Annotated in this window: 29 protein-coding genes and 1 other RNA gene; 22 read left to right on the top strand and 8 right to left on the bottom strand. The window is 56.3% G+C overall.

Features of this window, described 5'->3' with window-relative positions; genetic code table 11:
* The first annotated feature begins 47 nt into the window (after window positions 1–47).
* A complete protein-coding gene (locus tag EOL86_02225) occupies window positions 48–413 on the top strand; it encodes a PilZ domain-containing protein (GenBank protein NCD24399.1) in 366 nt (121 codons plus the stop codon).
* Here EOL86_02225 and EOL86_02220 read toward each other — a convergent pair.
* Complete coding sequence (locus EOL86_02220) at window positions 347–889, bottom strand: MGMT family protein (protein NCD24398.1); 543 nt, start codon at window positions 887–889, stop codon at window positions 347–349. The genes EOL86_02225 and EOL86_02220 overlap by 67 nt on opposite strands.
* A complete protein-coding gene (locus tag EOL86_02215; GenBank protein ID NCD24397.1) occupies window positions 886–1,842 on the bottom strand; it encodes a TIGR01212 family radical SAM protein in 957 nt (318 codons plus the stop codon). The genes EOL86_02220 and EOL86_02215 overlap by 4 nt, the downstream gene beginning before the upstream one ends.
* A gap of 185 nt (window positions 1,843–2,027) precedes the next feature.
* On the opposite strand from EOL86_02215, the gene EOL86_02210 reads away from it, so the two are divergent.
* From EOL86_02210 to thrC, 21 genes are all read left to right on the top strand, one after another.
* Window positions 2,028–3,068: a rod shape-determining protein gene (locus EOL86_02210; GenBank protein NCD24396.1), complete on the top strand. Its 1,041-nt coding sequence runs from the start codon at window positions 2,028–2,030 to the stop codon at window positions 3,066–3,068.
* A gap of 4 nt (window positions 3,069–3,072) precedes the next feature.
* Window positions 3,073–4,020 carry a rod shape-determining protein MreC gene (locus tag EOL86_02205; protein NCD24395.1) on the top strand — a complete coding sequence of 316 codons (948 nt, stop codon included), beginning with the start codon at window positions 3,073–3,075 and terminating at the stop codon, window positions 4,018–4,020.
* Between the two features lies 1 nt (window position 4,021).
* Window positions 4,022–4,534, top strand: a complete 513-nt coding sequence (locus EOL86_02200) for a hypothetical protein (GenBank protein NCD24394.1) — start codon at window positions 4,022–4,024, stop codon at window positions 4,532–4,534.
* Window positions 4,521–6,317 carry a penicillin-binding protein 2 gene (mrdA, locus tag EOL86_02195; GenBank protein ID NCD24393.1) on the top strand — a complete coding sequence of 599 codons (1,797 nt, stop codon included), beginning with the start codon at window positions 4,521–4,523 and terminating at the stop codon, window positions 6,315–6,317. The genes EOL86_02200 and mrdA overlap by 14 nt, the downstream gene beginning before the upstream one ends.
* Before the next feature lie 9 nt (window positions 6,318–6,326).
* Window positions 6,327–7,433 carry a rod shape-determining protein RodA gene (gene rodA / locus EOL86_02190; protein ID NCD24392.1) on the top strand — a complete coding sequence of 369 codons (1,107 nt, stop codon included), beginning with the start codon at window positions 6,327–6,329 and terminating at the stop codon, window positions 7,431–7,433.
* Between the two features lie 242 nt (window positions 7,434–7,675).
* Window positions 7,676–8,098: a hypothetical protein gene (locus tag EOL86_02185; protein ID NCD24391.1), complete on the top strand. Its 423-nt coding sequence runs from the start codon at window positions 7,676–7,678 to the stop codon at window positions 8,096–8,098.
* Window positions 8,099–8,164: 66 nt separating this feature from the next.
* Window positions 8,165–8,734 (top strand): F0F1 ATP synthase subunit B, encoded by a 570-nt coding sequence (locus EOL86_02180; GenBank protein NCD24390.1) that lies wholly within the window; start codon window positions 8,165–8,167, stop codon window positions 8,732–8,734.
* Window positions 8,731–9,285, top strand: coding sequence for a F0F1 ATP synthase subunit delta (locus EOL86_02175; protein NCD24389.1), 555 nt, complete (start codon window positions 8,731–8,733; stop codon window positions 9,283–9,285). Before EOL86_02180 ends, EOL86_02175 begins: the two co-directional genes overlap by 4 nt.
* 5 nt (window positions 9,286–9,290) lie before the next feature.
* Entirely contained in the window at window positions 9,291–10,799 is a 1,509-nt protein-coding gene (locus EOL86_02170; protein ID NCD24388.1) for a F0F1 ATP synthase subunit alpha, read from the top strand.
* A gap of 19 nt (window positions 10,800–10,818) precedes the next feature.
* Window positions 10,819–11,694, top strand: coding sequence for a F0F1 ATP synthase subunit gamma (locus EOL86_02165; GenBank protein NCD24387.1), 876 nt, complete (start codon window positions 10,819–10,821; stop codon window positions 11,692–11,694).
* Window positions 11,695–11,707: 13 nt separating this feature from the next.
* Window positions 11,708–13,114 carry a F0F1 ATP synthase subunit beta gene (atpD, locus tag EOL86_02160; GenBank protein NCD24386.1) on the top strand — a complete coding sequence of 469 codons (1,407 nt, stop codon included), beginning with the start codon at window positions 11,708–11,710 and terminating at the stop codon, window positions 13,112–13,114.
* A gap of 23 nt (window positions 13,115–13,137) precedes the next feature.
* Window positions 13,138–13,566 carry a F0F1 ATP synthase subunit epsilon gene (locus tag EOL86_02155; protein NCD24385.1) on the top strand — a complete coding sequence of 143 codons (429 nt, stop codon included), beginning with the start codon at window positions 13,138–13,140 and terminating at the stop codon, window positions 13,564–13,566.
* A gap of 139 nt (window positions 13,567–13,705) precedes the next feature.
* Window positions 13,706–15,073, top strand: coding sequence for a UDP-N-acetylglucosamine diphosphorylase/glucosamine-1-phosphate N-acetyltransferase (gene glmU / locus EOL86_02150; protein NCD24384.1), 1,368 nt, complete (start codon window positions 13,706–13,708; stop codon window positions 15,071–15,073).
* A 25-nt stretch (window positions 15,074–15,098) separates the two neighbouring features.
* Window positions 15,099–15,281 (top strand): hypothetical protein, encoded by a 183-nt coding sequence (locus EOL86_02145; protein ID NCD24383.1) that lies wholly within the window; start codon window positions 15,099–15,101, stop codon window positions 15,279–15,281.
* Complete coding sequence (locus tag EOL86_02140; GenBank protein NCD24382.1) at window positions 15,281–15,547, top strand: cell division protein ZapA; 267 nt, start codon at window positions 15,281–15,283, stop codon at window positions 15,545–15,547. Before EOL86_02145 ends, EOL86_02140 begins: the two co-directional genes overlap by 1 nt.
* Window positions 15,548–15,552: 5 nt before the next feature.
* Window positions 15,553–15,734: non-coding RNA, 6S RNA (ssrS, locus tag EOL86_02135), on the top strand.
* Between the two features lie 157 nt (window positions 15,735–15,891).
* On the top strand, window positions 15,892–17,451 hold the full coding sequence (gene rny / locus EOL86_02130; GenBank protein NCD24381.1) for a ribonuclease Y: 1,560 nt from the start codon (window positions 15,892–15,894) through the stop codon (window positions 17,449–17,451).
* A 4-nt stretch (window positions 17,452–17,455) separates the two neighbouring features.
* On the top strand, window positions 17,456–18,247 hold the full coding sequence (locus EOL86_02125) for a YmdB family metallophosphoesterase (GenBank protein ID NCD24380.1): 792 nt from the start codon (window positions 17,456–17,458) through the stop codon (window positions 18,245–18,247).
* Complete coding sequence (locus EOL86_02120; protein NCD24379.1) at window positions 18,244–19,440, top strand: tyrosine--tRNA ligase; 1,197 nt, start codon at window positions 18,244–18,246, stop codon at window positions 19,438–19,440. Before EOL86_02125 ends, EOL86_02120 begins: the two co-directional genes overlap by 4 nt.
* 27 nt (window positions 19,441–19,467) lie before the next feature.
* Entirely contained in the window at window positions 19,468–20,313 is an 846-nt protein-coding gene (locus EOL86_02115) for a 4-hydroxybenzoate octaprenyltransferase (GenBank protein NCD24378.1), read from the top strand.
* A gap of 26 nt (window positions 20,314–20,339) precedes the next feature.
* Window positions 20,340–21,800: a threonine synthase gene (thrC, locus tag EOL86_02110; GenBank protein NCD24377.1), complete on the top strand. Its 1,461-nt coding sequence runs from the start codon at window positions 20,340–20,342 to the stop codon at window positions 21,798–21,800.
* Between the two features lie 77 nt (window positions 21,801–21,877).
* On the opposite strand, the gene EOL86_02105 is transcribed toward thrC, so the two are convergent.
* The 6 genes from EOL86_02105 to EOL86_02080 all read right to left on the bottom strand — a co-directional run.
* A complete protein-coding gene (locus EOL86_02105; GenBank protein ID NCD24376.1) occupies window positions 21,878–22,708 on the bottom strand; it encodes an LpxI family protein in 831 nt (276 codons plus the stop codon).
* Window positions 22,709–22,719: 11 nt separating this feature from the next.
* Window positions 22,720–23,511, bottom strand: coding sequence for an acyl-ACP--UDP-N-acetylglucosamine O-acyltransferase (locus tag EOL86_02100; GenBank protein NCD24375.1), 792 nt, complete (start codon window positions 23,509–23,511; stop codon window positions 22,720–22,722).
* The gene (gene fabZ, locus EOL86_02095; protein ID NCD24374.1) at window positions 23,511–23,978 is read right to left on the bottom strand and encodes a 3-hydroxyacyl-ACP dehydratase FabZ; all 468 of its coding nucleotides are present in this window, start codon (window positions 23,976–23,978) and stop codon (window positions 23,511–23,513) included. The genes EOL86_02100 and fabZ overlap by 1 nt, the downstream gene beginning before the upstream one ends.
* Window positions 23,975–25,012 carry a UDP-3-O-(3-hydroxymyristoyl)glucosamine N-acyltransferase gene (lpxD, locus tag EOL86_02090; protein NCD24373.1) on the bottom strand — a complete coding sequence of 346 codons (1,038 nt, stop codon included), beginning with the start codon at window positions 25,010–25,012 and terminating at the stop codon, window positions 23,975–23,977. Before lpxD ends, fabZ begins: the two co-directional genes overlap by 4 nt.
* 10 nt (window positions 25,013–25,022) lie before the next feature.
* The gene (locus EOL86_02085) at window positions 25,023–25,538 is read right to left on the bottom strand and encodes an OmpH family outer membrane protein (protein ID NCD24372.1); all 516 of its coding nucleotides are present in this window, start codon (window positions 25,536–25,538) and stop codon (window positions 25,023–25,025) included.
* A gap of 36 nt (window positions 25,539–25,574) precedes the next feature.
* A partial coding sequence (locus EOL86_02080; GenBank protein ID NCD24371.1) for an outer membrane protein assembly factor BamA occupies window positions 25,575–26,550 on the bottom strand: 976 nt, incomplete at its 5' end.

The raw sequence follows: 26,550 nt of genomic DNA, 5'->3' as shown, positions 1-26,550 counted from the left end.
GCTTTCCTTGTCAAATCCATTCCCTTGTCGCAGGACGGGGAGGGAGGATGCTCATGACACAGGAACGACGCAGACGGACCCGGGTCAGTCTGGAATTATCCCTGCTGGTCGCGTGTGACGGAAAACAGGTGCGCGGCGTGGTCCACGATTTGAGTCTCAAGGGCCTGGCCTGCTCCACGGATGACCGTCTGGAAGCGGGAAAAGACTGCGATCTGGTTCTGGAATTGGATTCCGGGGTCCGCATCCGCGTTCATGGCCGGATCATTCGCGACGGTCGGGACAGCGCCATCGATTTTGTCCGCATGGACGAGGTCAGTTTTGGGCATTTGCGCAATCTGGTCCGTCTTTACGCCGAAGACGCCGATGCCGTGGACGACGAGTTGCGGACCCCGGCTTTCGGACCGGAGTCGTGACCCGGGGCAAGGACGCCTTCGAGTTCCAGGAGTTTTCGTTTCAGGGGGAGGCCGGGACCAAAACCGCCCAACCCCATGTTGGCGGCGAGCACGCGGTGGCAGGGCAGATATAGCGGCCATGGATTGCGGGCCATGACGCCGCCCACGGCCCGCGCGCCACGGGCGCATCCGCATCGCGCGGCCAGCTGGCCGTAGGTCGTCCAGGAACCACGGGGGACTTCGCGGTGTAGGGTCGTTAAGACCTTGCGCGCGAACGGTGTCAGGATGTCCATGTTCAGCGGCAGTTCTGGCCAGGCGGCGTGGTCCAGGGCATGGTAATGTCCCACGACCCATTCCAGCCTGGGGCCCAGGGAAGAGCGGGGCGGGGTGGGGGGCATGGAATCGGCGGTCAGGTCGATTTGGGTCAGTACTCCTTCCCGCCAGACGAATGTGGCGCTGAACCACGGGTTGGCAAATGTTTCCACGATGTGGGTCATGAAGCCTCCAGGGGCGTGGGCGCGAACCAATCCGGGAGCGCGTGTCCCAGAGCGTGTCCTTGCCAGGTGTCATTGGTTTCAAGCAGGCGACGCGCATCGTCCAGGAAATGTCTTTTGTCAGCGGCCCAGGCCGGAGCCAGGAGTTCATCCCCATTGGGATCGGCGTTGATCCTGTGCACGACAATATCCGGACGCAAAAGTTCCAGACCGCGGATCAACCAATGGAGAGACTCGCCCCTGGACAAAAGACGAAGCCTGCCGTGGCGCCAGTCGTTTTCCATGGTCGCGCCCGAGCACACGAGGAGATTATGAATCTTGATGCCGTGCACGGGGAGGCTGTTGACAAAGGAGATGGTTTGTTCGAAGTCCGCCAGGATTTCGCCTGGAAGGCCCGTGATGACATGGGCGCAGACCTTGAGCCCCGCCTGGGCTGCCTGGTCGGCCCAGAACGCGAAGCATGTTGCGTCGTGTCCGCGCTGGATGCGTCGCAGGGTCCGGTCATGCGCGCTTTGCAGGCCAAGATCCAGCCAGGTTTCCGCGCCGGGCGCGTCGCGGAGGATGTGCAGCTTTTCTTGGTCCAGGCAGTCTGGCCGGGTTCCGATGGCCAGCCCCGCCAGATCGGGCAGGTTTTCCAGCTCGTGGAGCAGCCGGCGAAGACGCGCGGCCGGGCCATGCGTGTTGGAGAATGATTGAATGTAGGCCATGAACCGAGCGTCGGTTCGCTTCCGGAGATAGGCGCGTCGCCGGGCCAGATATTGCTCGGAGAGAGACTGTCCGGAACGGGCCAACCCGGTCCCCGAACCGAGTTGGTTGCAAAAGGTGCAGCCGTGACTGGAAATTGTCCCATCGCGATTCGGGCACGTGCTGTCCGCGTCCAGGGCGATTTTCTGGATGCGCCGTCCAAAACGGCGGCGGAAGTAGGTGGCCAATGAAAAGTATCGGTGGATTAGCATGTCCGGAATGGTTGGTGGTTGATCCCGTCCGGGCGATGGTTGCCTGCCTGGGGGAGTTTTGGTAGGCAAAAGAGCTTGCCGTACGCCGTTTTCCGCTCGTTTCCCCGAATCCGGGGCGTCCATCGTTCCGCACAGTATGCGCTGGTTCCGACGAACCACGTTGAACATGAGTAAAGAGGAATACTATGTCCAGAATTTTGGATAAGATTTTGGGTTTTTTTTCGAACGATTTGGCCATTGATCTGGGCACGGCGAACACGTGCGTGTATGTCCGGGGTCGGGGGATCGTTCTTCGCGAGCCGTCGGTGGTCGCGGTCAAGCGTGATAATCGAGGCGCGAACAAGGTTCTGGCGGTGGGCAGCGAAGCCAAGCGCATGCTCGGCAGGACTCCTGGCAATATCGTGGCCATCCGGCCGATGAAAGACGGGGTCATCGCTGATTTCGAGGTGACCGAGGCCATGTTGCGCCATTTCATTTCCAAGGTCCATAACAGCCGGCGTCTTGTCCGGCCGCGTATCGTGATCTGCGTGCCCACGGGAATTACCCAGGTCGAGAAGCGGGCCGTGCGCGAATCGGCCCAGAGTGCCGGCGCGCGCGAAGTATTTTTGATCGAGGAGCCAATGGCCGCGGCCATTGGCGCGGATCTGCCCATCACCGAGCCGACTTCGAACATGGTCGTGGACATCGGGGGGGGGACAACCGAGGTCGCGGTCATTTCCCTGGCCGGCATTGTCTACGCCAAGTCCGTGCGCATTGGCGGCGATAAAATGGACGAAGCGATTTTGCAGCACGTCAAGCGCAAGTACAACATGCTCATCGGTGAGAGCTCGGCCGAGGATATCAAGGTGACGATTGGTTCCGCCTATCCCCTGGATCCGGAATTGGTGATGGACGTCAAGGGTCGGGATTTGGTTTCCGGCATTCCGCAGAATATCACCATCACTTCGGAGGAAGTGCGCAAGGCCATCTCCGAGCCCGTGGATTCCATCGTTCAGGCCGTGCGCATCGCCCTGGAACAGACTCCGCCGGAACTGGCCGCGGACATCGTCGATCGGGGCATAGTTCTGACAGGTGGCGGCGGCTTGCTCAAGGGATTGGATTCTTTGTTGCGGGAAGAGACCTCCCTGCCCATCACCGTGGTCGAGGACCCCCTGTCAACCGTGGCCCTGGGTTCGGGCAAGGTCTTGGACAATCTGGATGTCCTGCGTGAGGTAACCATCGAGTAGCGTGATGTCGTCGCGGTTTAAACGCCTGATCTGTTTTTTTATCCTGCCCCTGGTTTTATATTTTTCCATTTACACCTGGAATTGGAAAACAGGTCATCTGGATGACGTGGGCGCGATGATCGGCCTGGATATCAGCGGTTGGCTTTTGGCGCCTGGCAGATGGGCCCAGAGCAATTTCGATGATTTTTGGTCCCGGTATATCTATCTTGTCGGCGTGCGCCAGGAAAACGAGGACCTTGCGGGCAGGGTGCGCGAGCTGGAGCAGGCGCTTGGCCGCGTCTCGGAAAAAGCCAAGTTTGCCGATCGGATAGCCGGCTTGCTTCGGTTTGCGCCCGAGCCGGGCTGGAGCGCGCGCGGATGTCGGGTTGTTGGCCAGAAGCTGGGGCCAAACGCGGTTCTCGAAACGGTGCTCGTGGATTTGGGCTCGGCGCATGGGGTACGCGAGCACGCCCCGGTTATTTCCCCCCGGGGGATTGTTGGCCGCGTTGTCAAGCCCGGGCTTTTTTTTTCCAATGTGCTGCTTCTGTCCGATGCCTCAAGCCGTATTCCCGTCATTACCAGCGAGGGGCGGGTTCCCGCCATTGTGCAGGGGGCGGGCGCGGGCGCGTTTCTTGAAGTCAAGTTCATCCCCCGCAATGATTCCGTTGTCCCGGGGGAGATCTTGATCAGTTCCGGCATGGGCGGTGTCTTTCCCAAGGGGATTCCCGTGGCCCGAGTGGTGGAGGTTACCCCATCCGATGTTTCTCTTTTTCAACAGGTCTATGCCGAACCCATCCTTGCCTTGCGCTATTATGAAGAGCTGCTCGTGCTGAGTCGCGAGTCCGCTCCGAAGGCCGAGGCCGTAGTTGGCAACGCGACCGGAAACAACGCAACGGCGCCAGTGGATCGCGGCACTTCCGCCGTGTCCACGCCTGGCGCGGCCAAGGCCGGCGCTTCCGGCCGGCGCCAATAACTTGGCCGTGAAACTCAATCCGGATCAGCATGACACGCCCAAAATGGCGGTGCTTCCCTCTTTTTTTTGGTGGGGCGCGTATATGACGTGCGCGGTCTGGGCCCAGGAACTGTCGGGGGGGCATGATTTTTTGTCTCCCGGGGTGCTGGTCTGCCTCCAATTTCGACGGTTGTGGCAGGCGCTGTCCGTGGCCGTGTTGTGGATTTTTCTGCACGAAGGGGCTGGCAGCTTGGCATTTGGGACATCGCTTTTGTTTTATGCGGGATTGTTTGTTCTTTTTTTTGTCTCGCAATGGCTGCTTGAGCCTGAAAATCCGCTTTTCATCCTGACGTTTTCCCTTGGGCTGGCTGGCTGGCTGTATGTGGTTTTGGCCGGAGCCATTTCCTTCCAGGAAATAGCCACGCGGCTGCCCGACCCCTGGCCTTGGGTCTTCCGCCAATGGTCGAGCTACGTCCTGACGTGGGCGATATCCTTGTTTGTCTATCGGAAAGTGATGCCCCATGGGCGCGTTTGATACCCCAACCAGACGGCCGGAATTGTTTTCTGGCCCACCGTTGCTTTTGCTTTTGGTGGCGCTGTTGTTTTGCGTTTTCGGCATCCGCTTGTGGTATTTGCAGATTTACAAGAGCGAATTCTACAAGGAACGGGCCCAGGATAACCGGACACGGCAGAGCTCCATGTTTTCGCCGCGGGGATTCATCCGGGATCGGAATGGAATTCTGTTGGCCGAGAACACGCCAGCCTATGCCCTGGCCCTCATTCGGGAAGACTGCTCGGACATCCCCAAAACCCTGGACCAGGTGGCTCTCTGGACCGGTCAGCCCCGCGACGAATTGCAAAAGGCTTTTGAACTGGGCAAGCGGCGGACAAAGCCCTTCGAGGAACAGATCCTTGTTTCCAACATTTCCTTTGAGTTGGTGGCGGTGGTGGAAACGCATTTGGGCGATTGGCCCGGATTGCGTATCGCTGTCCGTCCAAGACGATCGTACGCCTATGGACAGACCCTGGCGCATATTCTGGGGTATGTGGCGCGGGCCAACGAGGATGAACTCAACAACGACGCTAGTCTGCAACTCGGTGACGATGTCGGCAAGCAAGGGGTGGAATATGTCCTGGAGCGCCGCTTGCGGGGGGAAAAGGGGCTGGAAGAATTCGAGGTCGATGCCTCGGGCCGGGTTTTGTCCTCCAAGGTTCTCGCGCAGCCCGTCATGGGCGAGGACCTGACGCTGAGTATTTCCCTGCCCCTCCAGGAAGCCGCTACCAAGGCCCTGGAGGGCAAGGTCGGAGCGGTCGTGGCCATGAACGCCGACACGGGCCGCGTGTTGGCGCAAGTCAGCCTGCCGAGTTACGATCCCAATGAATTCGTGGTCGGAATCAGCCACGCGAAATGGGACGAGCTTGTGGAGGATGACCTGCATCCCTTGCAAAATCGGCCGATCCAGAGCGCGTATCCCCCTGGATCGGTTTTCAAGCTGGTGGTTTCGGGCTTGGCCTTGGAAAAAGGTGTGGTGACGCCGTCGTCCACCGTGTACTGCACCGGCAAGTACAAGCTCGGGCAAAGATTTTTCCGCTGTTGGAAACGGGGTGGGCACGGCAAGGTTGATTTTTGGAAATCCCTGCGCGAGTCCTGTGATGTCTATTATTATGTTGTTGGCGAGCAGCTCGGGGTTGACCGGATCAGCGAGTACGCGACCCTGTGCGGATTCGGCGCGAGGACCGGGATCGAATTGCCGCACGAACGCTCGGGGCTCATGCCCACCAGCGCCTGGAAGTTGAAGCGTTTTGGCGAAAAGTGGCAAGGTGGTGAAACGCTTAATTTTTCCATTGGCCAGGGCTACGCCTTGACCACGCCGCTGCAGGTGGCTCGATTCGTGGCGGCGTTGGCCAACGGAGGAAAACTGTTGCGTCCCACGCTGCTGTTGCCTGGTGAACCTGACGTCGTGGGCTCCTTGCCCTTGTCGGACGTCAATCGCAACCTGATTCTCGAGGCCATGGTCGCCACTGTCGAGGAGGAGCGCGGAACCGCGCGTCTGGTCCGACGACAGGGTGTTCGGATTGGTGGGAAAACAGGCACGGCACAGGTGGTGAAACTCATGGATCGGTATGAGAAAAAGCAGACGCACGAAATTCCGTATAAATACCGGGACCATGCCTGGATAGCTTGTTTCGCGGAAAAGGATGGAAAGCGGTATGCCGTCGCGGTCATGATCGAGCATGGCGGGCATGGCGGAGCCGATGCCGGCCCTGTCGCCGGCGCCGTACTGGACGCCATTTTCAGCGACCACTCCGCGCAGTGAGGAGCCATGATGTTTGATCGCCGTCTTTTTTTTCATATCAGTTGGGCACTTCTCGGATTGACCGCAGTCCTTTTTTTTGTTGGCGCGTTGAACCTGTATTCGGCCAGCACGTTGCGTGTTTCCGAGGGCTTGGCTGTCGATGATTATTTCAGCAAGCAAATGTTGTGGGGGGCGGTCAGTGCCCTGGCCATGGCCGTGGTCTTGCTGGTCGACTACCGCCACTTCAAGGCGATTTCCTGGCCGCTGTATGCGATGGCGCTGGCTTTGCTGGTTGGCGTCGCTCTTTTCGGAAAGATTATATATGGCGCGAAGCGCTGGCTTGACTTCGGACTTTTTAATCTCCAGCCCACGGAAATGGTCAAGATCGCCGTTTTGATCCTTGGGGCGCGGATTTTGGCCAGCATCGAAGGCCGACTCGGCTGGTTCAATTTGATCAAGGCACTGATGATTGGGCTCATCCCCGCCATGCTTATTGTCAAACAGCCCGATTTGGGATCATCCTTGAACGTGCTGTTGATTTTGGGTGGCATGATTTTGTTCAAGGGGCTGCGACCGGCTGTCTTGAGGACCTTGTTGATCACGATCCCTTGTATCCTGCCTTTTGGGTGGTTTTTTCTCCACGATTATCAAAAACAACGTATTTTGACTTTTTTGGATCCGGGCAATGACCCCCTGGGCTCGGGCTACCACATTATCCAATCCCAGATCGCCATTGGTTCCGGCGGGTTTTGGGGCAAGGGATTTCTCGGGGGGACACAAAGCCAACTTCGGTTCCTGCCGGAAAAGCACACGGATTTCGCGTTTGCCGTTTTTGGGGAGGAATGGGGTTTTGTCGGGTCCATGGTGCTGCTGGGGCTTTTCTGTGCTTTTTTATATCAAATTTATGCCACGGCCATGGAAGCCAAGGAAGAGTTCGGAGGGTTGCTCGCGGCCGGCGTGTTTTTCTATTTTTTTTGGCAAATTCTCATCAATATGGGCATGGTCCTCGGGATCATGCCGGTGGTGGGGATCCCATTACCGTTTATTAGTTATGGCGGTAGTTCTTCCCTGGTGAATTTTTGCATGATTGGCGTTGTGTTGAACGTGAGCATGCGCCGTTTTGTGTTCAAGACCTGATGTCAACCGTCCTGGGGGCAAGGGTGGCGAATTTTGCCTCGGGCGCAAATCGCGACACGGCTGGCCGTGTTGTGAGGATGCGTGCGGACTAGGCACGTGAAATTCTGGACAAAGCGCGTAAACCAAGACGTCACCACGCTTTTATAGTGGTGATTATTTAAAAAGGTTTTGACACGATATGGGGAATCGGCTAAAGCCGCTGTGACTTTGAACAAAAATTCACATACTTTTGAGGGGGCGGCATGATTGATCTCGATTACACGTTTTTTGTTCAACTTGTAAATTTTTTGGTCATTTTGACGGTCCTGAACCTGATTCTGTATCGGCCTATCCGGGGCATTCTCAAGAAGCGTGCCGAAGTCATGGACGAGAAGCTGCGTTCCATCGAGGGTTTTGCCGCTGACGCGGATGCCAAGCTGCGGAGCTACAAGGACGCCTTGGGTGGAAGCCGGGCAGAAGCCCAGACCGTCCGCATGTCCCTCAAGGAAGAAGGGGTTGCCGCTGAAACGGCCGCGTTGTCTCGTGCCGCTGGTGAGGCCGCCGAGAAGCTGGCCGTGGCCAGGAAGGAAATCGAAGCCCAGAAGCAGGCAGCGCTCAAGTCCTTGCGGGCCGAAGTTGGGAGCTACGCGAAGGATGTGACGCACAAGGTTTTGAGCCGGGCGTGATTTTTTGTGCTGAAACGGCTTGTCGTGCATGCAGTGGTTGTACTTTTCATAAAGGAGGGCGGAATTTTGAAAAAGTTCAAGACTGTCGGATTGGTGACGGCAGTGCTGGTTTTCTGTGCCGTGGCGGCCTTTGCCAGTGGTGGGGAAGAAGGCGGGCACAATAAGCTGCTGGATCTTCTCTATCGATTCATCAATTTCGGCATCGTGGGATTTTTGATCTACAAGCTTGCCGGGAAACGTTTGGCGGACTTTCTGAGTGGCCGCACCAAGCAGATCGAGACGGATCTTTCCGATCTTGATGGGCGTCGGGAAGATGCCGAGCGCAAGCTTGTGGAAGTCGAGGCGAGCATCGCGAATCTCGAGGCCGAAAAAGCCAAGATTCTTACCGATGCCAAGGCCCAGGGCGAGGCCATGAAGCAGGCTATCGTGGAAAAGGCCGAAACGCAGGCGATTCAGATCAAGGCGCAGGCCGAAATCGCGGCCGCGCAGGAAGCCAAATTGGCTATTGACTCAATCCGGGCCGAATTAGCCGAAAAGATTGTCGAGGCCGCCGAGGATCTCGTCAAAAAGCAGCTCAAGAAGAAAGATCACGAAGATTTGGTCAACGAATATCTTAAAAAGGTGGTGCTCAATTGACTGGGAACATCGTAGCGAGACGGTACGCCAAGGCGTTGTTCACCGTTGCGCGGGCGCAGTCTGAAAAGACGGCCATCGCACAGTATGGTGACGACTTGGCGAAGCTGGCTGGGGTCCTGGAAAATGCGCCTGAACTCACGCGGATCTTCCGTAACCCGATTTTTGGGGTGGAAGAAAAGAGAGGGGTCATCATTAAGGTTCTGGACAAAATCGCGCCGTGCGCCATGGTTCGGAATTTTTGTCTGCTGTTGGCGGATAAGAACAGGCTGGCCTTTCTCCCCGAGATCAACGCATCGTACAGTATGCTTTTGGATTCAGCCCAAGGTGTTCTTCGGGGCAAGTTGGTGACGGCGGTCAAGTTGGCCGACAATGTCCAGAAGAATGTTGTTGATAAATTGCAGAAGGAGTCCGGTCGGAAGGTGATCCTTGATTACGACGTTGATCAGGACATCATTGGCGGGCTGATGCTTAAAATCGGGGACCGTGTCCTTGACGCGAGCATTCGGGCGCAGCTCCAGATTTTGAAAGAAAATATCAAAAGGGGTGAGTAGAGGCTATGCAGATTAAAGCAGAAGAAATTAGCCAGATCATCGAAGGCCAGATCAAGAATTACGAGAAAAAGGTTGAGATGAGTGAAACTGGCGTGGTCCTGTCCGTGGGTGATGGTATTGCCCGCGTCTATGGCTGCGAGAACGCGATGGCCATGGAACTTCTGGAGTTCCCCGGCGGCGTCATGGGCATGGTTTTGAACCTGGAAGAAGACTCCGTTGGTGTCGCTCTTCTGGGTGACGCCGTGCACATCAACGAGGGCGACACAGTCAAACGCACGGGTCGGATTTTCCAGGTTCCCGTTGGCGACGCGGTCATGGGTCGTGTTATCGATCCTCTTGGCCGCCCCATTGATGGCCTGGGACCGATTCAAACCGACATGTTCCGGAACGTCGAAATCAAGGCGCCTGGCATCATTGCCCGTAAGTCCGTGCATGAACCCATGTACACGGGTTTGAAGGCCATCGACGCCATGACGCCCATCGGACGCGGTCAGCGCGAATTGATCATTGGCGACCGTCAGGTCGGCAAGACAGCTGTTGGTGTCGATGCCATCCTGGCTCAGAAGAACAGTGACATTCATTGCTTCTACGTTGCCATCGGCCAGAAGCGGTCCACTGTCGCCCAGGTTGTCGAGGCCCTGCGCAAGGGCGGCGCCCTGGAATACACCACCATTATTTCCGCCACCGCTTCCGAACCCGCGCCCTTGCAGTTCATCGCCGCCTATTGCGGATGCACCATGGCGGAATTCTATCGCGACAATGGCAAGCACGCCCTGATCGTTTACGACGATCTGTCCAAGCAGGCCGTGGCGTATCGCCAGATGTCCCTGTTGCTCCGCCGTCCTCCGGGACGTGAAGCCTTCCCTGGCGACGTTTTCTATCTGCATTCCCGTCTGCTGGAACGCGCCTGCAAGGTCAATGACAGCCTTGGCGCTGGATCCCTGACAGCGCTGCCGGTTATCGAAACCCAGGCCGGTGACGTCTCCGCGTACATTCCGACCAACGTTATCTCCATCACCGATGGCCAGGTTTATCTTGAGCCCAACTTGTTCATGGCTGGTATCCGTCCCGCCATCAACGTTGGTTTGTCCGTGTCCCGAGTTGGCGGCGCTGCCCAGATCAAGGCCATGAAGAAGGTTGCCGGCACCCTCCGCTTGGATCTTGCCCAGTACCGCGAACTGGCCGCTTTCGCCCAGTTCGGTTCCGACCTGGACAAGGCCACCAAGACCAAGCTGACCCGTGGCGAGCGTCTCGTGGAATTGCTGAAGCAGGCCCAGTATCAGCCGATGCAGGTCGAGGAACAGGTCTCGGTGCTTTACGCGGGAACACGCGGCTTCCTTGATGACATCGCTGTCGCGGACGCCATCCGTTTCGGTAACGAACTTGTGGAATTCATGCGCAATCAGAAGTCCGACGTGCTGGCCGAAATCGTCCAGACCAAGGATCTTGGCGCTGAAACCGAAAAGAAGCTGGCTGCTGCGATTGAGGAGTTTAAAGCCGGTTTTAAAGCCTAGGTCGTTTAAGGAGTCATAAATGGCATCACTGAGGGACATTCAGAACAAGATCGTCGGTGTCAAGAAGACCAAGCAGATCACGAAGGCGATGAACATGGTCGCTTCCGCCAAGCTGCGCGGTGCTCAGAGCCGAATTGAGCGCTTCCGTCCCTATGCCGATAAGTTTAATGACATTCTTATCGATCTGGCTTCCCGCGCGGACGCCAGTGTCCACCCCTTGCTTGAAAAGCGCGACGTGATCCAAAATGTGGGAATTGTTTTGGTCACTTCGGACAAGGGATTGTGTGGCAGCTTCAACGCGAACATTTGTGTCGCGGCATCCAAGCTGGCAAAGCAAAAGGAAGCAGATGGCAAGACCGTCAAGTTTATCTGCATTGGAAAGAAGGGACGGGATTTCATCCGTAAGACGAGTTTTGAAATCGTTGCGCAATATGCTGAAAATATGACTAATTTTGATTTTCAGCTGGCGAGCGAAACAGGTAATCTCGTTATTGATGGATACCTCGCCGGGCAATTTGACGAAGTACACATCGTCTACGGAAAGTTTGTGAGCATCGCTCGGCAGGAAGCAACGACCGCCCAGATTCTGCCAGCGGAAACCTCCGAGGCGGACGAGGCACGGGGGGGCGCTTCCAGCGAGTATATCTTTGAACCTTCCGTTGAAGGTTTGTTGGCAGAATTGCTGCCCAGGTATGTGAAGGTTCAGATGTACAGAGGGTTGCTTGATACATCCGCCAGCGAGCATGCTGCACGTATGTCGGCTATGGATAACGCAACAAAGAACTGCGATGAAATGGTCGGCAGCCTAACCCTTGTCTACAACAAGGCTCGGCAGGCCAGCATCACCACACAATTAATGGACATCGTAGGCGGTGCCGAGGCACTGAAAGGATAAGGGGGCATAACGCATGAGTGCTACTACCGGAAAAATAGTACAGGTCATCGGGCCTGTTGTTGACCTTGAGTTTGCCGAGGGCAAACTCCCAAACATTTTAAGTGCGATTTTGATCACCAATCCGACCATTGATGACGCCGAGGACAACCTTGTAGTCGAAGTCGCGCAGCATCTTGGAAACAATGTCGTCCGCTGCATCGCGATGGACAACACGGATGGCTTGGTGCGCGGTCAGATTGGCAAGGACACCGGCGCTCCGATTCAGGTACCGGTCGGCAAGGCCTCCCTGGGCCGCATTCTGAATGTTGTGGGTCGGCCCGTGGACGAAAAGGGTCCGATTTCCGCTGAAAAGACCTACTCCATCCATCGCCCCGCTCCTGGCTTTACCGAGCAGTCCACCAAGATCGAGGTGCTGGAGACAGGCGTCAAGGTTATCGACTTACTGGTTCCCTTCCCCAAGGGTGGCAAGATGGGCCTGTTCGGTGGCGCCGGCGTTGGCAAGACCGTTATCCTCATGGAAATGATCAACAACATCGCCAAGAACCACGGTGGTATTTCCGTGTTCGCGGGTGTTGGCGAGCGTACTCGTGAAGGAAACGACTTGTACCATGAAATGATTGACGCGGGTGTTCTGGATAAAGCCTGCTTGGTCTACGGACAGATGAACGAACCTCCGGGAGCTCGTTCCCGTGTTGCCCTGACCGGTTTGGCCGCAGCGGAATACTTCCGTGATGAAGAAAATCAGGACGTGCTCCTGTTCGTTGATAACATTTTCCGTTTCACTCAGGCTGGCTCGGAAGTGTCCGCGCTGCTTGGCCGCATGCCTTCCGCTGTTGGTTACCAGCCGACACTGGGTACCGACCTGGGCGAATTGCAGGAACGCATCACCTCCACGAACAAGGGCTCCATCACGTCGGTGCAGGCCGTTTACGTGCCCGCCGATGACTTGACCGACCCCGCCCCAGCCACGACCTTTTCGCATCTTGACGGAACCCTGGTTCTGTCTCGTCAGATTGCGGAACTTGGTATTTATCCCGCTGTTGACCCGCTGGACTCCACGTCCCGCATCCTTGATCCGAACGTTATCGGCATGGATCATTACATGACCGCGCGTGCCGTACAGCGCATCCTGCAGAAATACAAAGATTTGCAGGATATCATTGCCATTCTCGGCATGGACGAATTGTCCGACGAAGACAAGTTGACCGTTTCCCGTGCTCGTAAGATCCAGAGATTCTTGTCGCAGCCGTTCTTTGTCGCGGCCCAGTTCACCGGCAAGGAAGGTCGTTACGTGAAACTTGAGGATACCATCAAGGGCTTCAAGGAAATCATCGACGGCAAGCATGATGCCATCCCGGAAGCATGCTTCTACATGGTTGGCGGAATTGACGAGGCACTGGAAAACGCCAAGAAAATGTAAATCATCCGCGCTGGGGTATTGAGATGGCAAAAACAATTACGCTTGAAATAGTGACGCCGGACAAGAGGGTGCTCAAGGAAGAGGTCGACTATGTCGGTGCTCCGGGCATCAATGGCGAGTTTGGCGTTCTGCCCGATCATATCCCGTTTCTCTCCGCGCTTGGTATCGGGAGCCTTTATTACAAACTGAATGGCAAGAAATACTACGTATTTGTTGCCGGTGGGTTTGCCGAAGTCTCTCCCGCAAAAGTGACGGTTCTTGCTGAAGTGGCTGAAAAGGCTGAAGATATAGATCTGGAACGGGCGCGCAGAGCCCAGGAAAGAGCAGAGCAGCGCGCCAAGCAGCAGCAGGAGAAATTGGATTACGCAGCGGCTCAGGCTGCCATGGCCAGGGCATTGCACAGAATGAAATGCCGACAAAACGCCGTGAGCGAGGGAACCTGCCGGATGTAGGCAGTCGCTTCACAGAGAAGAAAAAGGCAGGCTGTTACAAGCCTGCCTTTTTTTTGCGGTTTCTGCCATTGCCGTGTGCGATTCCTTCTTGTATTTCTTTTGCTGTCAGCGGATTATCCGCCAGGTACGGAGGCGCTACGTGAAATTTTCGCTTGGTTTTTTGATTTTGGCTGCAGGAAAAGGGACACGGATGCATTCCGATCAGCCCAAAGTGTTGCAATCAATATTGGGTAAACCGTTACTTGGACATGTTTTTGATGCTTTGCAACGCGTTTCCAATGACAGGATTTGGACAATAATCGGGCATAAGGCGGAGATGGTGCGCGCGGCTTTCGAGCCCGAAAACAGGCAATTTGTTGTTCAGCGGGAACAGCTGGGAACAGGCCATGCCTTGGCCGTGGCCTGGCCACAAATTCAGGCCGCGAAGCTCGACTTTTTATGTGTTGTCAACGGAGACACGCCCGTTGTTCCGCTGGAAACCGTCGAGCATCTTGCGCGGCGTTGTCACGACTCGTCTGCGGGCATGGGTTTTGTGAGTATTTCCCTGGAGAACCCTTCTGGCTATGGTCGGGTAATCCGCTCCGATTCCGGAGATGTTTTGGGAATTGTCGAGGAGAAAGATTTTGACCGGTCAATTCGAGGGGACATCCGGGAGGTAAACTCAGGGATTTATGTTTTCGATGTCGCCAAGTGTGGGCCGCTTTTGGGGAAAATCGATCAGAATAATGCGCAACGCGAGTTTTATATCACGCAAATGCTCGAATTGTGTATTCAGTCCGGTCTGCCTGTGATAGGCGTGGAGTATGATCGTCCCCAGGATTTGCTTGGGGTGAATTCCCCTCGAGAATTGGTTGACCGCGAGGCGGCTCTGCGTGAAACACTCGTGACCGCGTGGCAGACCAGCGGGGTGATCATCCGCAACGCTCAGGGGGTTTTTATCGGCCCGGATGTCGTGCTTGAACCTGGAGTCGAAATCATGGGGCCCTGCGAAATCTATGGACGATCGCATATCGGTCACGGAACGCGGATTGCTTCTCATTGTTGGATCAAGGATGCCTCGCTTCGAGCTTGCCAAGTGAAATCCTTTTCCCATATTGAAGGCGCGGTGGTTCATGATGACTCAGTTGTCGGACCGTTCGCGCGATTGCGGCCGGGCGCCGTGATTGGCGCCAAGGCCAGGGTTGGAAATTTTGTCGAAGTGAAAAATACTGTTTTGCATGAGGGTGCCAAGGCCGGTCACTTGTCCTATCTGGGGGATAGTGACATTGGTCAGGGGGTGAACATCGGGGCGGGAACGATTACTTGCAATTATGATGGGGCCCGCAAACATCGAACCGAGATCAAGGATGGGGCGTTTATCGGAAGCAATACCGCCTTGGTCGCTCCCGTGGTGGTCGGTGCGCATGCCGTCGTTGGAGCCGGGTCCGTGGTGACGAAAGCTGTACCGGATGGAGCGCTGTGCGTGGCCCGCGCACGTCAGGCAAATCTCGAACGGAAAAATAAATAATTAGATCCAACAATTAGGGATGTCTATGGATATTTTAACACAACTCACTGAAAAGATAGAATTTTTACTTGAACGCCAAGACGCGCTGAAGCTTGAGAACATGCAGCTTCAAGAGGACCTCGAAAAAGAGCGCCAAGCCAAGGAAGCGGTCCTCGCGCGCATCGAAAATATCTTGAAGAGGCTTCAAGACGTTGATACGACCGATTAATGCCCGGATACAATATACACGTTCTCGGTCTGGACTTGTCCTTTTCGACCGAGGCCCCGCCCGAGAGATTGAACAAGGCGGTAGATTTTCTTCAAAGTCGATACGATGACCTTGAAAATCGAGGACGACATCTGAGCAAGGAGCGATTGCTGACGTATTTGGCGTTGAGCTTGGCTGACGATTATTTGCTTGATAAAGATAAATTGCAGCAACTTGAGGCCCGGTTGCAGCAAATTGTCTCTCGAATAGATATATCAGAAAAGTGATATTTTTAACCCTGGAAGGTTAGTGATTGGTAATGCGTTTTTGAGCCAATAAAGCGCATATTGGGTAGCTTCCAATGGTCCTGGTGTGCATGCTCTGCTTCGGCAGAGAAGTCTGATGGATCGTAGCCAACCCCCTCTTCATAAAAGAGGTTCAAAATGATTCCCAACACTGCCTTCCGGGGCTTTTCTGTAGGTTGACTCGTCTAGTCTCTCGCCAGATTCGCTCCGTATTCTCTCCCCCCATTTGCAAGTCACGGCGCGCCGGGAATGCCGATTATAGGTTATGGCCGCCGTCCCATGGCCGAGGCTCGGCCTTACGAAATATAGCCCGCCAAGGAGTATTCATGGCAAGCCAAGTAATTATCACCGCGTTTATCTGTATTGGTCTCGGCGGTGTCGTGGGTTTTTGGTTCAAGAAGTATTTGATGGATCAAGAGTTTGAGGACGCTCGAAATTTGTCCGAACGTATCCTCGACGAGGCCAAGAAAGAGGCTCAGGCGCAGAAGAAAGAGCTTTTGCTCCAAGGGCAGGACGAAATCTTCGCCCTGAAAAAAGAAGTTGAGCAGGACGCCAAGGACCGCGAGCGCGAATTCAAGAAAAATGAAGCCCGCTTGCAAAGCAAGGAGGAGAGGCTGGAAAAAAAGTTGGAAAGCTTGGCTTTGAAGGAAAGCGAGCTGGTCAACCTGGAAAAGAAAGTCGCGCGCCAGGAACGGGCTATTGATGAAAAAGAGGCGCAATTGCAGGATGTTATTTCCGAGCAGCAAAGCAAGCTTGAAGAAATTTCCGGGCTTACGGCCGACGAGGCGCGGGCCCGCTTGATTCAGGATATCGAAAGCAAGGCCCGCCATGAAGCGGCCAAAATGGTCCGCGTCATCGAGGTCGAAGCGCAGGAAACGGCGCATCGCAAGGCGCAGATGATCATCGCCAGCGCCGTGCAGCGTTATGCTGGGGATTATGTTTCGGAGCATACGGTCAGTGCCGTGGAACTGCCCAGCGAGGACATGAAGGGACGGATTATTGGCCGGGAAGGACGCAATATTCGCGCTTTGGAGGCCGCCACTGGCGTGGATCTCATCATCGACGATACTCCCGAAACGGTCATTCTTTCCGCCTATAGTCCGCTGCGGCGGGAAGTCGCCAAGCGTTCCCTGGAGCGTCTGATCAGCGATGGGCGCATTCACCCCGCGCGGATCGAGGATGTGGTCAAGAAGGTCGAAAAAGAAATGGATGTGCAGATCCGGGAAATCGGTGAGCAAGCCACGTTTGATCTGGGTGTTCATGGCATTCATCCGGAAATTGTGCGTTTGCTTGGGCAGTTGAAATTCCGGACAAGCTTCACCCAGAACGTGTTGCAGCATTCCCTCGAAGTTGCTTTTTTGTGTGGCATCATGGCGGCCGAATTGGGTCTGGATGTTAAAAAGGCCAAGCGCGCCGGTCTGTTGCACGATTTGGGCAAAGCCGTGGATCACGAGGTTGAAGGCCCTCATGCGCTCATTGGGGCCGATATCGCCAAGAAGTACAACGAGGCCAGCGACATTGTGAACGCCATTGCCGCCCATCACGAGGATGTTCCGCCAAAGAGCGTGTTGGCCGTTCTGGTCCAGGCCGCGGATAGCCTTTCCGGCGCGCGTCCGGGGGCCCGCAAGGAATTGCTCGAGAGCTACGTCAAGCGCCTGGAGGAACTGGAGGGAATCGCCACCGGTTTCCAAGGCGTGACAAGGGCCTTTGCCATCCAGGCGGGTCGAGAAGTCCGGGTCACGGTCGACTGTGACGCGGTGAACGATGATCAGGTTTATTTGCTGAGCAAGGATATCGCCAAGCAAATCGAGGAAAAAATGACTTATCCCGGCCAGATCCGGGTCACGGTGATCCGTGAGAAGCGCGCGGTGGGCATCGCCAAGTAAGAAGATGCGTCTTTTGTTCCTTGGAGATATTGTCGGCAGACCCGGGCGGCAGATGGTGAGAGACCATCTGCCGCGTTTGCGTCGTGAGTTGCACCTGGATGCCGTCCTGGCCAATGCGGAGAACGCCTCCGGCGGCTTGGGCCTTTCCGCCAAAAGCGCGCGGGAGCTGCGCCGCCATGGGGTCGATGTGTTGACCAGCGGTAACCATATTTGGAAGTTTCCGGATATCCAGGATGTGCTGCGGTCCGAGCCCTGGCTGTTGCGCCCTGCGAATTATCCCGATCCCTCTCCCGGGACGGGTTTTGGTATTTATGCCGTCGAGGGGCATCCTCCGCTGGTGGTCATCAATCTCCAAGGGCGGACGTTCATGAGCGCGGTGGATTGTCCTTTTGCCGTGGCGGAACGCCTCATGGCCGATGTCCCGGCGGGTGCCGTGGTCGTGGTTGACGTGCACGCCGAGGCCACCTCCGAAAAGCGGGCCTTGGCCCATATGCTTCGTGGCCGGGCTGGACTTGTGGTGGGAACGCATACGCATGTCCAGACCAACGATGCCTGTGTTTTGGACGGTGCAACCGGGTTTATCACGGATCTGGGCATGTGCGGTCCCATGAATTCATGTTTGGGCATGGATAATGACATTATTTTGAATAAATTTCGGTCGTGCCGCCCCCAGCGATTTGTCGTGGCCGGGGGCGAGTGCATGCTCAACGGAGTGCTGGCCGATGTGGACGAGGGGCGATGCCGAAGTATCACGGCATGGAAATATACAGCAGCAAGCGAGCGGATGGACGTATGATAGATCAAGAGCTGGAGCGGCAGCTTGGACAAATTCGGCGTGGAAGCGTGGAGATTATCAACGAAGAAGAACTTGTGGCCAAACTGCGTCGGGGCGAGCCGTTGCGGGTCAAGGCCGGGTTTGACCCGACCGCGCCTGATTTGCATCTCGGGCACACGGTCCTTATTCAGAAGCTGAAACATTTTCAGGAATTAGGACATCAGGTTGTTTTTCTAATCGGTGATTTCACGGGTATGATCGGAGATCCCACAGGCAAGTCCGAAACCCGTAAAAAATTGACCCGGGCCGAGGTGTTGCGCAACGCCGAAACGTACAAAAGGCAGATTTTCAAGATCCTGGATCCATCCAAGACCGAGATCGCCTTTAATTCGTCATGGATGGATTCGTTCACGGCCGCCGATTTTATCGAGCTGTGCTCCCGTTATACGGTCGCCCGCATGCTGGAGCGTGATGATTTTGACAAGCGTTTCAAGGGGAATCAGCCCATTTCCATTCACGAATTTCTCTATCCCCTTGTCCAGGGGTATGATTCCGTGGCCTTGCGGGCGGATGTCGAACTTGGTGGCACGGATCAAAAATTTAATTTGCTCATGGGACGGCACATCCAGCGCGAGCATGGGCAGGCCGCTCAGGTTGTCCTGACCATGCCGATTCTCGAAGGCCTGGATGGTGTCCAGAAAATGAGCAAGTCCCTGGGGAATTACGTTGGGATCGACGAGGCGCCAGCGGATATGTTTGGCAAGCTCATGTCCATTTCCGACAATCTCATGTGGCGTTATTTTGAGCTCCTGTCGGACAAATCCTTGAACGAGATCGAAAACCTGCGCCAGCAGGTCGATGCTGGCGAGGCGCATCCCAAGACCGTCAAGGAGGATTTGGCCCAGGAGATCGTGACGCGTTTTCATGGCGCGGAAGCAGCCTTGGCGGCTCGGGTTGGATTCAATTCCGTTTTCGCCCAGCAGGGGATTCCCGAGGACATTCCGGTTTATGAGATTGCCGCCGGCACGTCTTTGGTCGACGTGTTGAGTGGAAGCGGTGTCTGTCCATCCAAGGGCGACGCCAGGCGGATGTGCAAGCAGGCGGCCGTATCCATTGATGGCCGGAAGGAAGATGATTTTGCTTTTCTCTTCACCGAGGGGACGTATGTGCTCAAAGTGGGGAAAAAGCGTTTTCTCAAGGTCGAGGTGGCTTAGGAGGTCACTGTGCGTCGAATATGGGCAATCGCGATGCTGTTGTCACGCATGGTCAAGATCGAGCATTCGATTTTTGCCCTGCCGTTTGCGTATTTGGGCATGTTGTGGGCCGAGGGCGGCTGGCCTGGGTTTCGTGTGTTCGGTTTTTTGACACTGGCAATGGTGGCGGTCCGTTCCTTCGCCATGGCCATGAACCGGGTCCTGGACCTGCGTTTTGATGCCATCAATCCCAGAACCAAGGATCGCCCTTTGGTTACGGGGGACCTGACGGTCGCGCAAACCCTGGTGTTCATCACATTGTGCGCGATAGTATTCACTGTGGCCTGTTGGGGTATGAACACCCTTTGCCTGATCCTGGCTCCCGTGGCCTTGTTGTGGTCGGCCTTGTACAGCCTGACCAAGCGGGTTACCCATTTGTGCCATTTTTTTCTGGGATCCGTCTTGGGCTTGGCTCCCTTGGCCGGATGGTTCGCCGTGACCCCGCACCTAGCCCTGGCTCCAATTCTTCTTGTCCTGGGTGTGACCCTGTGGGTCGCTGGCTTTGATATATTGTATGCATGCCAGGATGAAGCCTTCGACCGTCAGGTGGGGTTGCATTCGCTGCCTGCCCGTTTGGGCGTCCCCACGGCCTTGGCCCTTTCCACTTTTGCCCATGCCATGGCCGGTATCTTTTTTTTGCTCGCGGGCTGGGCGGCCGGAGCGGGATGTATTTTTGCCGGCGTGGCCTCGGTGGCCGCCGTCGTCTTGCTTTGGGAGCATCGCCTGATTTCTCCCGCGGACATGAGCCGGGTTAATTTCGCTTTTTTCACGATGAATGGTTTTGTGGCGGTGTTTGTTTTTGTCGGCGCGGTCGTGGACCGTTTGCTGGCTTGATATCATAGGCAACGAGGGAACGTGCGATGCGAGAGTCCAACAAATTTCCCGAATATCGCGGGAAAATGGAGTATGTCTGTCTGGGGTGCGGGAAAAGATTTCCCATCGATGAATTGCATTATACCTGCCCCTCGTGTCGGGGGGTTTTTTTGCTTGAAGATACGCGCTTCGAGGAGATGCGGAGTACTTCCGGAGAAGAGTGGCGCGCGGTATTCGATCATCGCGCCGCGACGAAGAACCCGGCCCTGCGCGGTATTTTCCGTTTCTACGAGCTGATGGCGCCGGTTTTGGGCGAGGCCGATATTGTTTACCTTGGCGAGGGCAATACCCCCATTATCAGGTCCTCCACGGCGCTCGAGGATTTGGTTGGGCACCAGATGGCGTTCAAAAACGATGGCCAGAATCCGTCCGCGTCCTTCAAGGATCGTGGCATGGCCTGCGCGTTTTCTTATTTGCGGCATTTGGTCGCCAGGCACGGTTGGGAGCACGTCATCACCATTTGCGCGTCCACGGGCGATACCTCGGCGGCGGCGGCCCTGTACGCGGCCTATGTGGGTGACCCGCTGAAGTCCGTGGTTTTGCTGCCTAAGGGCAAGGTTACTGCCCAGCAGCTGTCGCAGCCCTTGGGTAGCGGCGCCATGGTTTTGGAAATCCCCGGCGTGTTCGATGACTGCATGAAGGTTGTTGAATACCTAGCGGACCACTATCGTGTCGCATTACTTAATTCGAAAAATGCGTGGCGTATTCTTGGGCAGGAGAGCTATGCCTACGAGGTTGCCCAATGGTATGATTGGGATTTGCGGGGCAAAGCCGTGTTTGTGCCCATAGGCAACGCCGGCAATGTCACCGCGATCATGAGCGGATTTTTAAAGCTGCATCGACTTGGGGTTATTGACCGGCTCCCGCGTATCTTCGGCGTTCAGTCCGAACACGCCGATCCGGTTTTTCGGTATTACGCCCAGGAGCCCGGACAGCGCGTCTACGCTCCGGTTACGGTTCAGCCGTCCGTGGCCCAGGCGGCCATGATCGGCAATCCCGTGTCCTTTCCCCGGGTCGAGGCCTTGGTCCGGTCCTACGAGGCCCTGGCTGGCGCTGGCGCGTTCCAGGTGGTGCGGGTCAGCGAGCAACGAATCATAGAATCCATGCTGCTTGCCAACCGGCACGGCCATATTGCGTGCACCCAGGGTGGCGAATGTTTGGCCGGTTTGCTCAAGGCCAAGGAATTGGGCCTTGTCGCCGCCGACGAACTGGCGGTCTTGGATTCCACGGCGCATGCGCTCAAGTTTTCGGGATTTCAGGATCTGTATTTTCAAAATGCCTTTGCCAAGGAGTATCGGATCAGCGCCGACCCGGCTTTGTCCAATGCGCCACGGTTGGTTATTGGCTCCGAGGAAAAAGAAACCCTGGCCGTGGATGCCTTTACCAGACAGGCTGCGGAAAATGTGGTCTCGGCGTTGGGGCTGACCAGACGGGGCACAACCGTTTAGGGTGTTTTGGAGTTGTGTTCGAGGGGCGGACGGCGGGGCTCCGCCTCCTCCCCGGTTGGAATCCGGGAACTTGGCCGTTACGGGCCCGTGATGGTGCCGCCGTCGTCCATGTGGCCGACAATGGCGATATCGTGCGTGTTGGCAAAATCCAGCGTTTCAGCGCGGTCGAAAAAGAGGCACCGCCCGGCTTCGATGGCCAGACACGAAGCCCCCACCGCGACCATGCCACGCAGGGTGTTCAGGCCCACTGCGGGGAGATCCAGCCGGGAGTCCTGCCCGGGTTTGGATCGCTTGATAACAACGCTACCCGCTCCACCCAACTGCCCACCCCTGGCAATGGCCGCATCCGTGCCCTCTATGGCTTCCACCGCGAGGACGATGCCGTCCTTGATGACTAGGCATTGGCCGATATCAAAGCTCCCCAAGGCCGAAGCCAACGTCCATCCCAAACGGATGTCTTCCTGTTCGCGGGACGAAGGAGCCCGACGGGTCAGGACTCCGGCTGGCGCCGTTAGATCCGGGGTGAATTCATGGGCGCCGACAACGGTCATGCCCTCGCGTTCGAGTTCGGCGGTCGCGGCGCGGAGCACTGCGTCATCACCCTTGGCCGCCAGGGAAAAGAGAATCCGGGCCGCGCGCCAATCAGGACGCAAATCCAAGGCGCGGGGCTTGTTGATTGGACCGGCCATGACCACCTGGGTGACGTGTTGGGAACGAAAAAAGTCGATCAGACGTCCGAGTTGGCCCAATTTGAGCCAGGAAAAGGCGTCACATTGGCTGGGAAAATCGGGCCGTGTATCGGATGGAAAACCCACGCCCACGACGCGGAAGCCCCGGGCGTGAGCGGTTTGGGCCACGGTGTGGGGGAAGGTCCCGCCGCCAGCGATAACGCCAAGGGTGGTCGGCATAATTTTAAGGACTAGATGCGTTCGGGCGAGATGGTGCCGCGTTTGCTGGCGCGGATGAATTCGAGCAGTTTCATGACCTGTGGGAAGTGTCCGAGTTCCGTTTCCACCTGTTGGATGACCTCGTTTCGTTCCTGATTGGAGCGCCAGATCAATTTATAGGTCGATTTCAGGGCGTGGATTTCCTCGGAGGAAAAACCATGTCTGCGCAAGCCAATAAGGTTGAGTCCGCGCAGGGTGGCGCGTTCTCCAACCGCGAGCATGAACGGGGGAACGTCCTGGGGCACGCCGGTTTTGCCTCCGATGAAGGCAAAGTCTCCGATGGTGACAAACTGGTGCACGGCGGAGAGGCCGCCAATGACGACATCGCTGCCGATGGTCACATGCCCGGCCAGGGTCGCGGCATTGGCCAGCACGTTGGAGTCACCGATCAGACAGTCGTGGGCGATGTGCGAGTATGCCATCATTAAATTATCCGAACCGACCCGGGTGATGCCACCGCCGCCTTCGGTACCACGATGGATGGTCGAGAACTCCCGGATTTTGTTTCGGTCCCCGATGATCAGCGACGAGATTTCACCATGGAATTTGAGATCCTGGGGCTCCCCTCCGACACAGGCCATGGAATGGACGTGGTTGTGTGCTCCGAGGGTTGTATTGCGCTTGATCTGTGCTCCGGCGTCAATCCTGGTGCCGTCACCGATCTGGACCTGGCCCTCGATGATGGCATAGGGGCCAACGATCACCTCGACCCCGAGAGTGGCTTGCGAGGCAACAATGGCGGTGGGGTGGATGGTAACGCTCATCAAGCTTCTCTCGCGACAATGGAGGCGGTGAGGATGCCCTCGGCCACGACCTTGTCGTTGACAAGGGCCTTGGCGCTGGTCTTCCACATGCCCAGTTTATGACGTTCATGGTTGACATGGAGATGGAGTTGGTCTCCGGGAAACACGGGTCGGCGCAAACGCACCTTTTCCATGCCGGTGAAAAGAAAGATTTTGCCCGTTGTTTCCTCGGGTGGCAGGCTTTTGATGACCAGGATACCTCCGGCCTGGGCCAGGGCTTCGAGGATAAGCACCCCGGGCATGACCGGATACGCTGGAAAATGTCCTTGGAAAAACGGCTCGTTGATGGTCACGCTTTTTATGGCATGAATGGATTTCATGGGCTCGAACGCCAAGACGCGATCAACCATCAGGAATGGGTAGCGATGGGGTAAAAGATCCAGGATGTCGCGGCTGACGATTTCGCCGGATTCGGGTTTGGTGATCATGACGATTGTCCTGAGTTGGCGATGTGTTGTTGAAGCGCGGCCAGTTCCTTTTCGAGTTTGGACAGTCTGCGTCGCATGTCCGGGAGCTTGGGCAGAATGGCCGAGCTGCGCAGGAAGGTGCCGTGCGGCATGATCGGGATGCCACTCATGTCCTGACCAGCGGGAACATCCTGGCCAATACCGGATTTGGCGCCGATACGGCATCCATCGCCCAGATGGATATGGCCGGCCACGCCAACCTGGCCGGCCAGGATGACTCCATCGCCCAGGGTTGTCGAGCCAGCAATGCCCACCTGGGATACAAGGAGGCAGTTTTGCCCGACGCGTACATTGTGTCCAAGTTGTACCAAATTATCGATTTTCGTGCCCCGACCAACCCGCGTTTCGCCTAGGGCCGCACGGTCGATGGTCGTGTTGGCGCCGATTTCGACATCGTCCTCGATGACGGTCCGTCCAATTTGCGGGAATTTGGTCATGCCGGCATCGGCCTGGGCGAAACCAAAACCGTCGCTGCCGAGAACCGCGCCGGCGTGCACGATAACCCTTTTGCCGACCTGTGTTCCGGCCATGAGAACACAGTTGGGGTAAACGATGGTGTCATCCCCGACGCTGCAGTTTTCGCCAACATAAACGCCGCTGAAGAGCTGGACGTTGGCTCCGATGACAGCGCCCCGGCCAACGGTCGCGAACGGGTACACGGTGGCAGTGTCGTGGACCGACGCCTCGGCGTGGATGGACGCCATTTCGCTTTGTCCGGTAAAGCTACCCTGCGGTTTGGCGAAAAGCTGCACGCAGCGCGCGAAATCCAGATATGGAGCATGGCTGACCAGGGCCGTGGCGACCTGATTGGACTGGGCTTCATCGAGGATGACCGCCGCCGCTTGGGTAGACGCGAGCTGGCTGGCGTATTTGGGGTTGGCCAGAAAGGACAGTTCCGAGGACGTGGCGTCGGCCAGGGTGTTGACGCCGGTGATCTCGGTATCCAGCCCCTTGAGGCGCAGGCCAAGGGTTGTCGCGATGTCGGAGAGGAGCATGATCGATCCGCTATTTGCCGCGCATGGCCTTGTTGAGTTCCGAAATGATCGCGTCGGTCAGGTCCGTGCTGGCTTCGTGATACATGATCGCGCTGCCCTGTTTGTCAAAGATGGCGGTGTACCCGTTTCTCTTGCCATAATCCTGCAAGATGGTGAGTAATTTTTCGATAATGGGTTTTGACAGATTTTGTTCCGCTTGTTGCAGCTTGCGCTGATAGCTTTGCCCCATGTCCTGGAAATCCCGGATTTTGCGTCTGTATTGGTTCTCTTTTTCCAGCTTGGCTTCCTGGCTGAGCATCATGGCCTGTTTTTGCAAATCCTCCTTGAGTGTATCCAAGGATTTCTTTTGGGCGTCCAGGTTGCTTTTCATGTCCTTGAACTGGGATTTGAGCGAATCCATGGCCTTGATGCCCGGCTCGGATTTGGCAATAACTGCCTTCATGTCCACGAAGCCGATTTTTGTTTCCGCGTTGACCGCCGTGCACATGCACGCGAACAGAATAATGCTGTAAATGATGAAACGCATGCGATTCTCCTCGACATATAAAATTGTGGATTGTGGTTAAAAAAACTGGCCCACGGAAAATTCAACGCGGCCCTTGCGTTCCTCGTCGTGCAATTCATCCAGCGGGAACCCGTACTCGACGCGCAACGGGCCAAGGGGTGAATACCACCGTACTCCAGCGCCTACGCTTTTGTAGAGATCGAAGTCAATGGATTCGTCGTCATCCCAGGCATTGCCCGCATCGAAAAAGACAACGCCCAGGATTCCCATTTCCTTGTGCAGGGGCACCAGATATTCCGCGTTGATGAAAAATTGTTTGGTACCGCCTTTCTCGTCGCCTTCCTCGTAGCCTTCGCTTCCTTCCTTGGCGTCGTACAAGGGGGACACTGTCCGTTCTTCGTAGCCACGGACGGAATTCATGCCTCCAAGGTAGAAGCGTTCGAAAGGAGGAATGCGTTCACTACCGTTTTTCATTACATAGCCGCCTTGGGCATGGAAGTGAAACACCGTGTCCAGGAACAAGGGGACATAGTGGTTCATATCCGCGATGTATTTGACGAAATCGTCATCGCCGCCCAGGATGCCGCCTCCGTATTCCGTGGAAAACTGATACGTGTTGCCCTTGGTGGGGTTGATGCGCCGGTCCGTGGTGTCGCGCTTGATGGATGCGTAGAGGGCGCTGGCCCAGTTGCTGCCCTCGATGTCCTTGATGACCTTGTCCGCGTCGTCATCGATGTCTCCGATGACGTACTTTTCGAGTCGATAGTTCCAGGACAGGTTGGTGTATTCGCCGAGTGGGTAGCCAAAGAGCAGTTTCCCGCCCATGGCTTCCTTGTCGTAGTCCGAGTATTCATTGCTGGTGTTGTAGAGCGTCGCGCCCACGCCAAGATTGGTGTCGTCATAATGCGGGTTCCAGAAGGTCGCCGTGTAGTCTGCGGATTTGGCGCTGATGGTGCCCTTGAAACCGAGTTGGTAGCCCATGCCGAACAGGTTGCGTTCCAAAACCTGGCCCGAGAAAAAGACCTGCGAATAG

Source organism: Deltaproteobacteria bacterium, assembly GCA_009930495.1.
In the GTDB taxonomy this organism is placed as follows: Bacteria; Desulfobacterota; Desulfovibrionia; order Desulfovibrionales; family Desulfomicrobiaceae; genus Desulfomicrobium.
Note: the sequence above shows the minus strand (reverse complement) of the source record. Positions and strands in the feature narration are given on the sequence as shown.

Coding starts and splice junctions, on each gene's coding strand:
- EOL86_02225 (NCD24399.1), top strand. CDS start 48: ATGCTCATGACACAGGAACGACGCAGACGGACCCGGGTCAGTCTGGAA.
- EOL86_02220 (NCD24398.1), bottom strand. CDS start 889: ATGACCCACATCGTGGAAACATTTGCCAACCCGTGGTTCAGCGCCACA.
- EOL86_02215 (NCD24397.1), bottom strand. CDS start 1,842: ATGCTAATCCACCGATACTTTTCATTGGCCACCTACTTCCGCCGCCGT.
- EOL86_02210 (NCD24396.1), top strand. CDS start 2,028: ATGTCCAGAATTTTGGATAAGATTTTGGGTTTTTTTTCGAACGATTTG.
- EOL86_02205 (NCD24395.1), top strand. CDS start 3,073: ATGTCGTCGCGGTTTAAACGCCTGATCTGTTTTTTTATCCTGCCCCTG.
- mrdA (NCD24393.1), top strand. CDS start 4,521: ATGGGCGCGTTTGATACCCCAACCAGACGGCCGGAATTGTTTTCTGGC.
- rodA (NCD24392.1), top strand. CDS start 6,327: ATGTTTGATCGCCGTCTTTTTTTTCATATCAGTTGGGCACTTCTCGGA.
- EOL86_02185 (NCD24391.1), top strand. CDS start 7,676: ATGATTGATCTCGATTACACGTTTTTTGTTCAACTTGTAAATTTTTTG.
- EOL86_02170 (NCD24388.1), top strand. CDS start 9,291: ATGCAGATTAAAGCAGAAGAAATTAGCCAGATCATCGAAGGCCAGATC.
- EOL86_02165 (NCD24387.1), top strand. CDS start 10,819: ATGGCATCACTGAGGGACATTCAGAACAAGATCGTCGGTGTCAAGAAG.
- atpD (NCD24386.1), top strand. CDS start 11,708: ATGAGTGCTACTACCGGAAAAATAGTACAGGTCATCGGGCCTGTTGTT.
- EOL86_02155 (NCD24385.1), top strand. CDS start 13,138: ATGGCAAAAACAATTACGCTTGAAATAGTGACGCCGGACAAGAGGGTG.
- EOL86_02145 (NCD24383.1), top strand. CDS start 15,099: ATGGATATTTTAACACAACTCACTGAAAAGATAGAATTTTTACTTGAA.
- EOL86_02140 (NCD24382.1), top strand. CDS start 15,281: ATGCCCGGATACAATATACACGTTCTCGGTCTGGACTTGTCCTTTTCG.
- rny (NCD24381.1), top strand. CDS start 15,892: ATGGCAAGCCAAGTAATTATCACCGCGTTTATCTGTATTGGTCTCGGC.
- EOL86_02125 (NCD24380.1), top strand. CDS start 17,456: ATGCGTCTTTTGTTCCTTGGAGATATTGTCGGCAGACCCGGGCGGCAG.
- EOL86_02120 (NCD24379.1), top strand. CDS start 18,244: ATGATAGATCAAGAGCTGGAGCGGCAGCTTGGACAAATTCGGCGTGGA.
- thrC (NCD24377.1), top strand. CDS start 20,340: ATGCGAGAGTCCAACAAATTTCCCGAATATCGCGGGAAAATGGAGTAT.
- EOL86_02105 (NCD24376.1), bottom strand. CDS start 22,708: ATGCCGACCACCCTTGGCGTTATCGCTGGCGGCGGGACCTTCCCCCAC.
- EOL86_02100 (NCD24375.1), bottom strand. CDS start 23,511: ATGAGCGTTACCATCCACCCCACCGCCATTGTTGCCTCGCAAGCCACT.
- fabZ (NCD24374.1), bottom strand. CDS start 23,978: ATGATCACCAAACCCGAATCCGGCGAAATCGTCAGCCGCGACATCCTG.
- lpxD (NCD24373.1), bottom strand. CDS start 25,012: ATGCTCCTCTCCGACATCGCGACAACCCTTGGCCTGCGCCTCAAGGGG.
- EOL86_02085 (NCD24372.1), bottom strand. CDS start 25,538: ATGCGTTTCATCATTTACAGCATTATTCTGTTCGCGTGCATGTGCACG.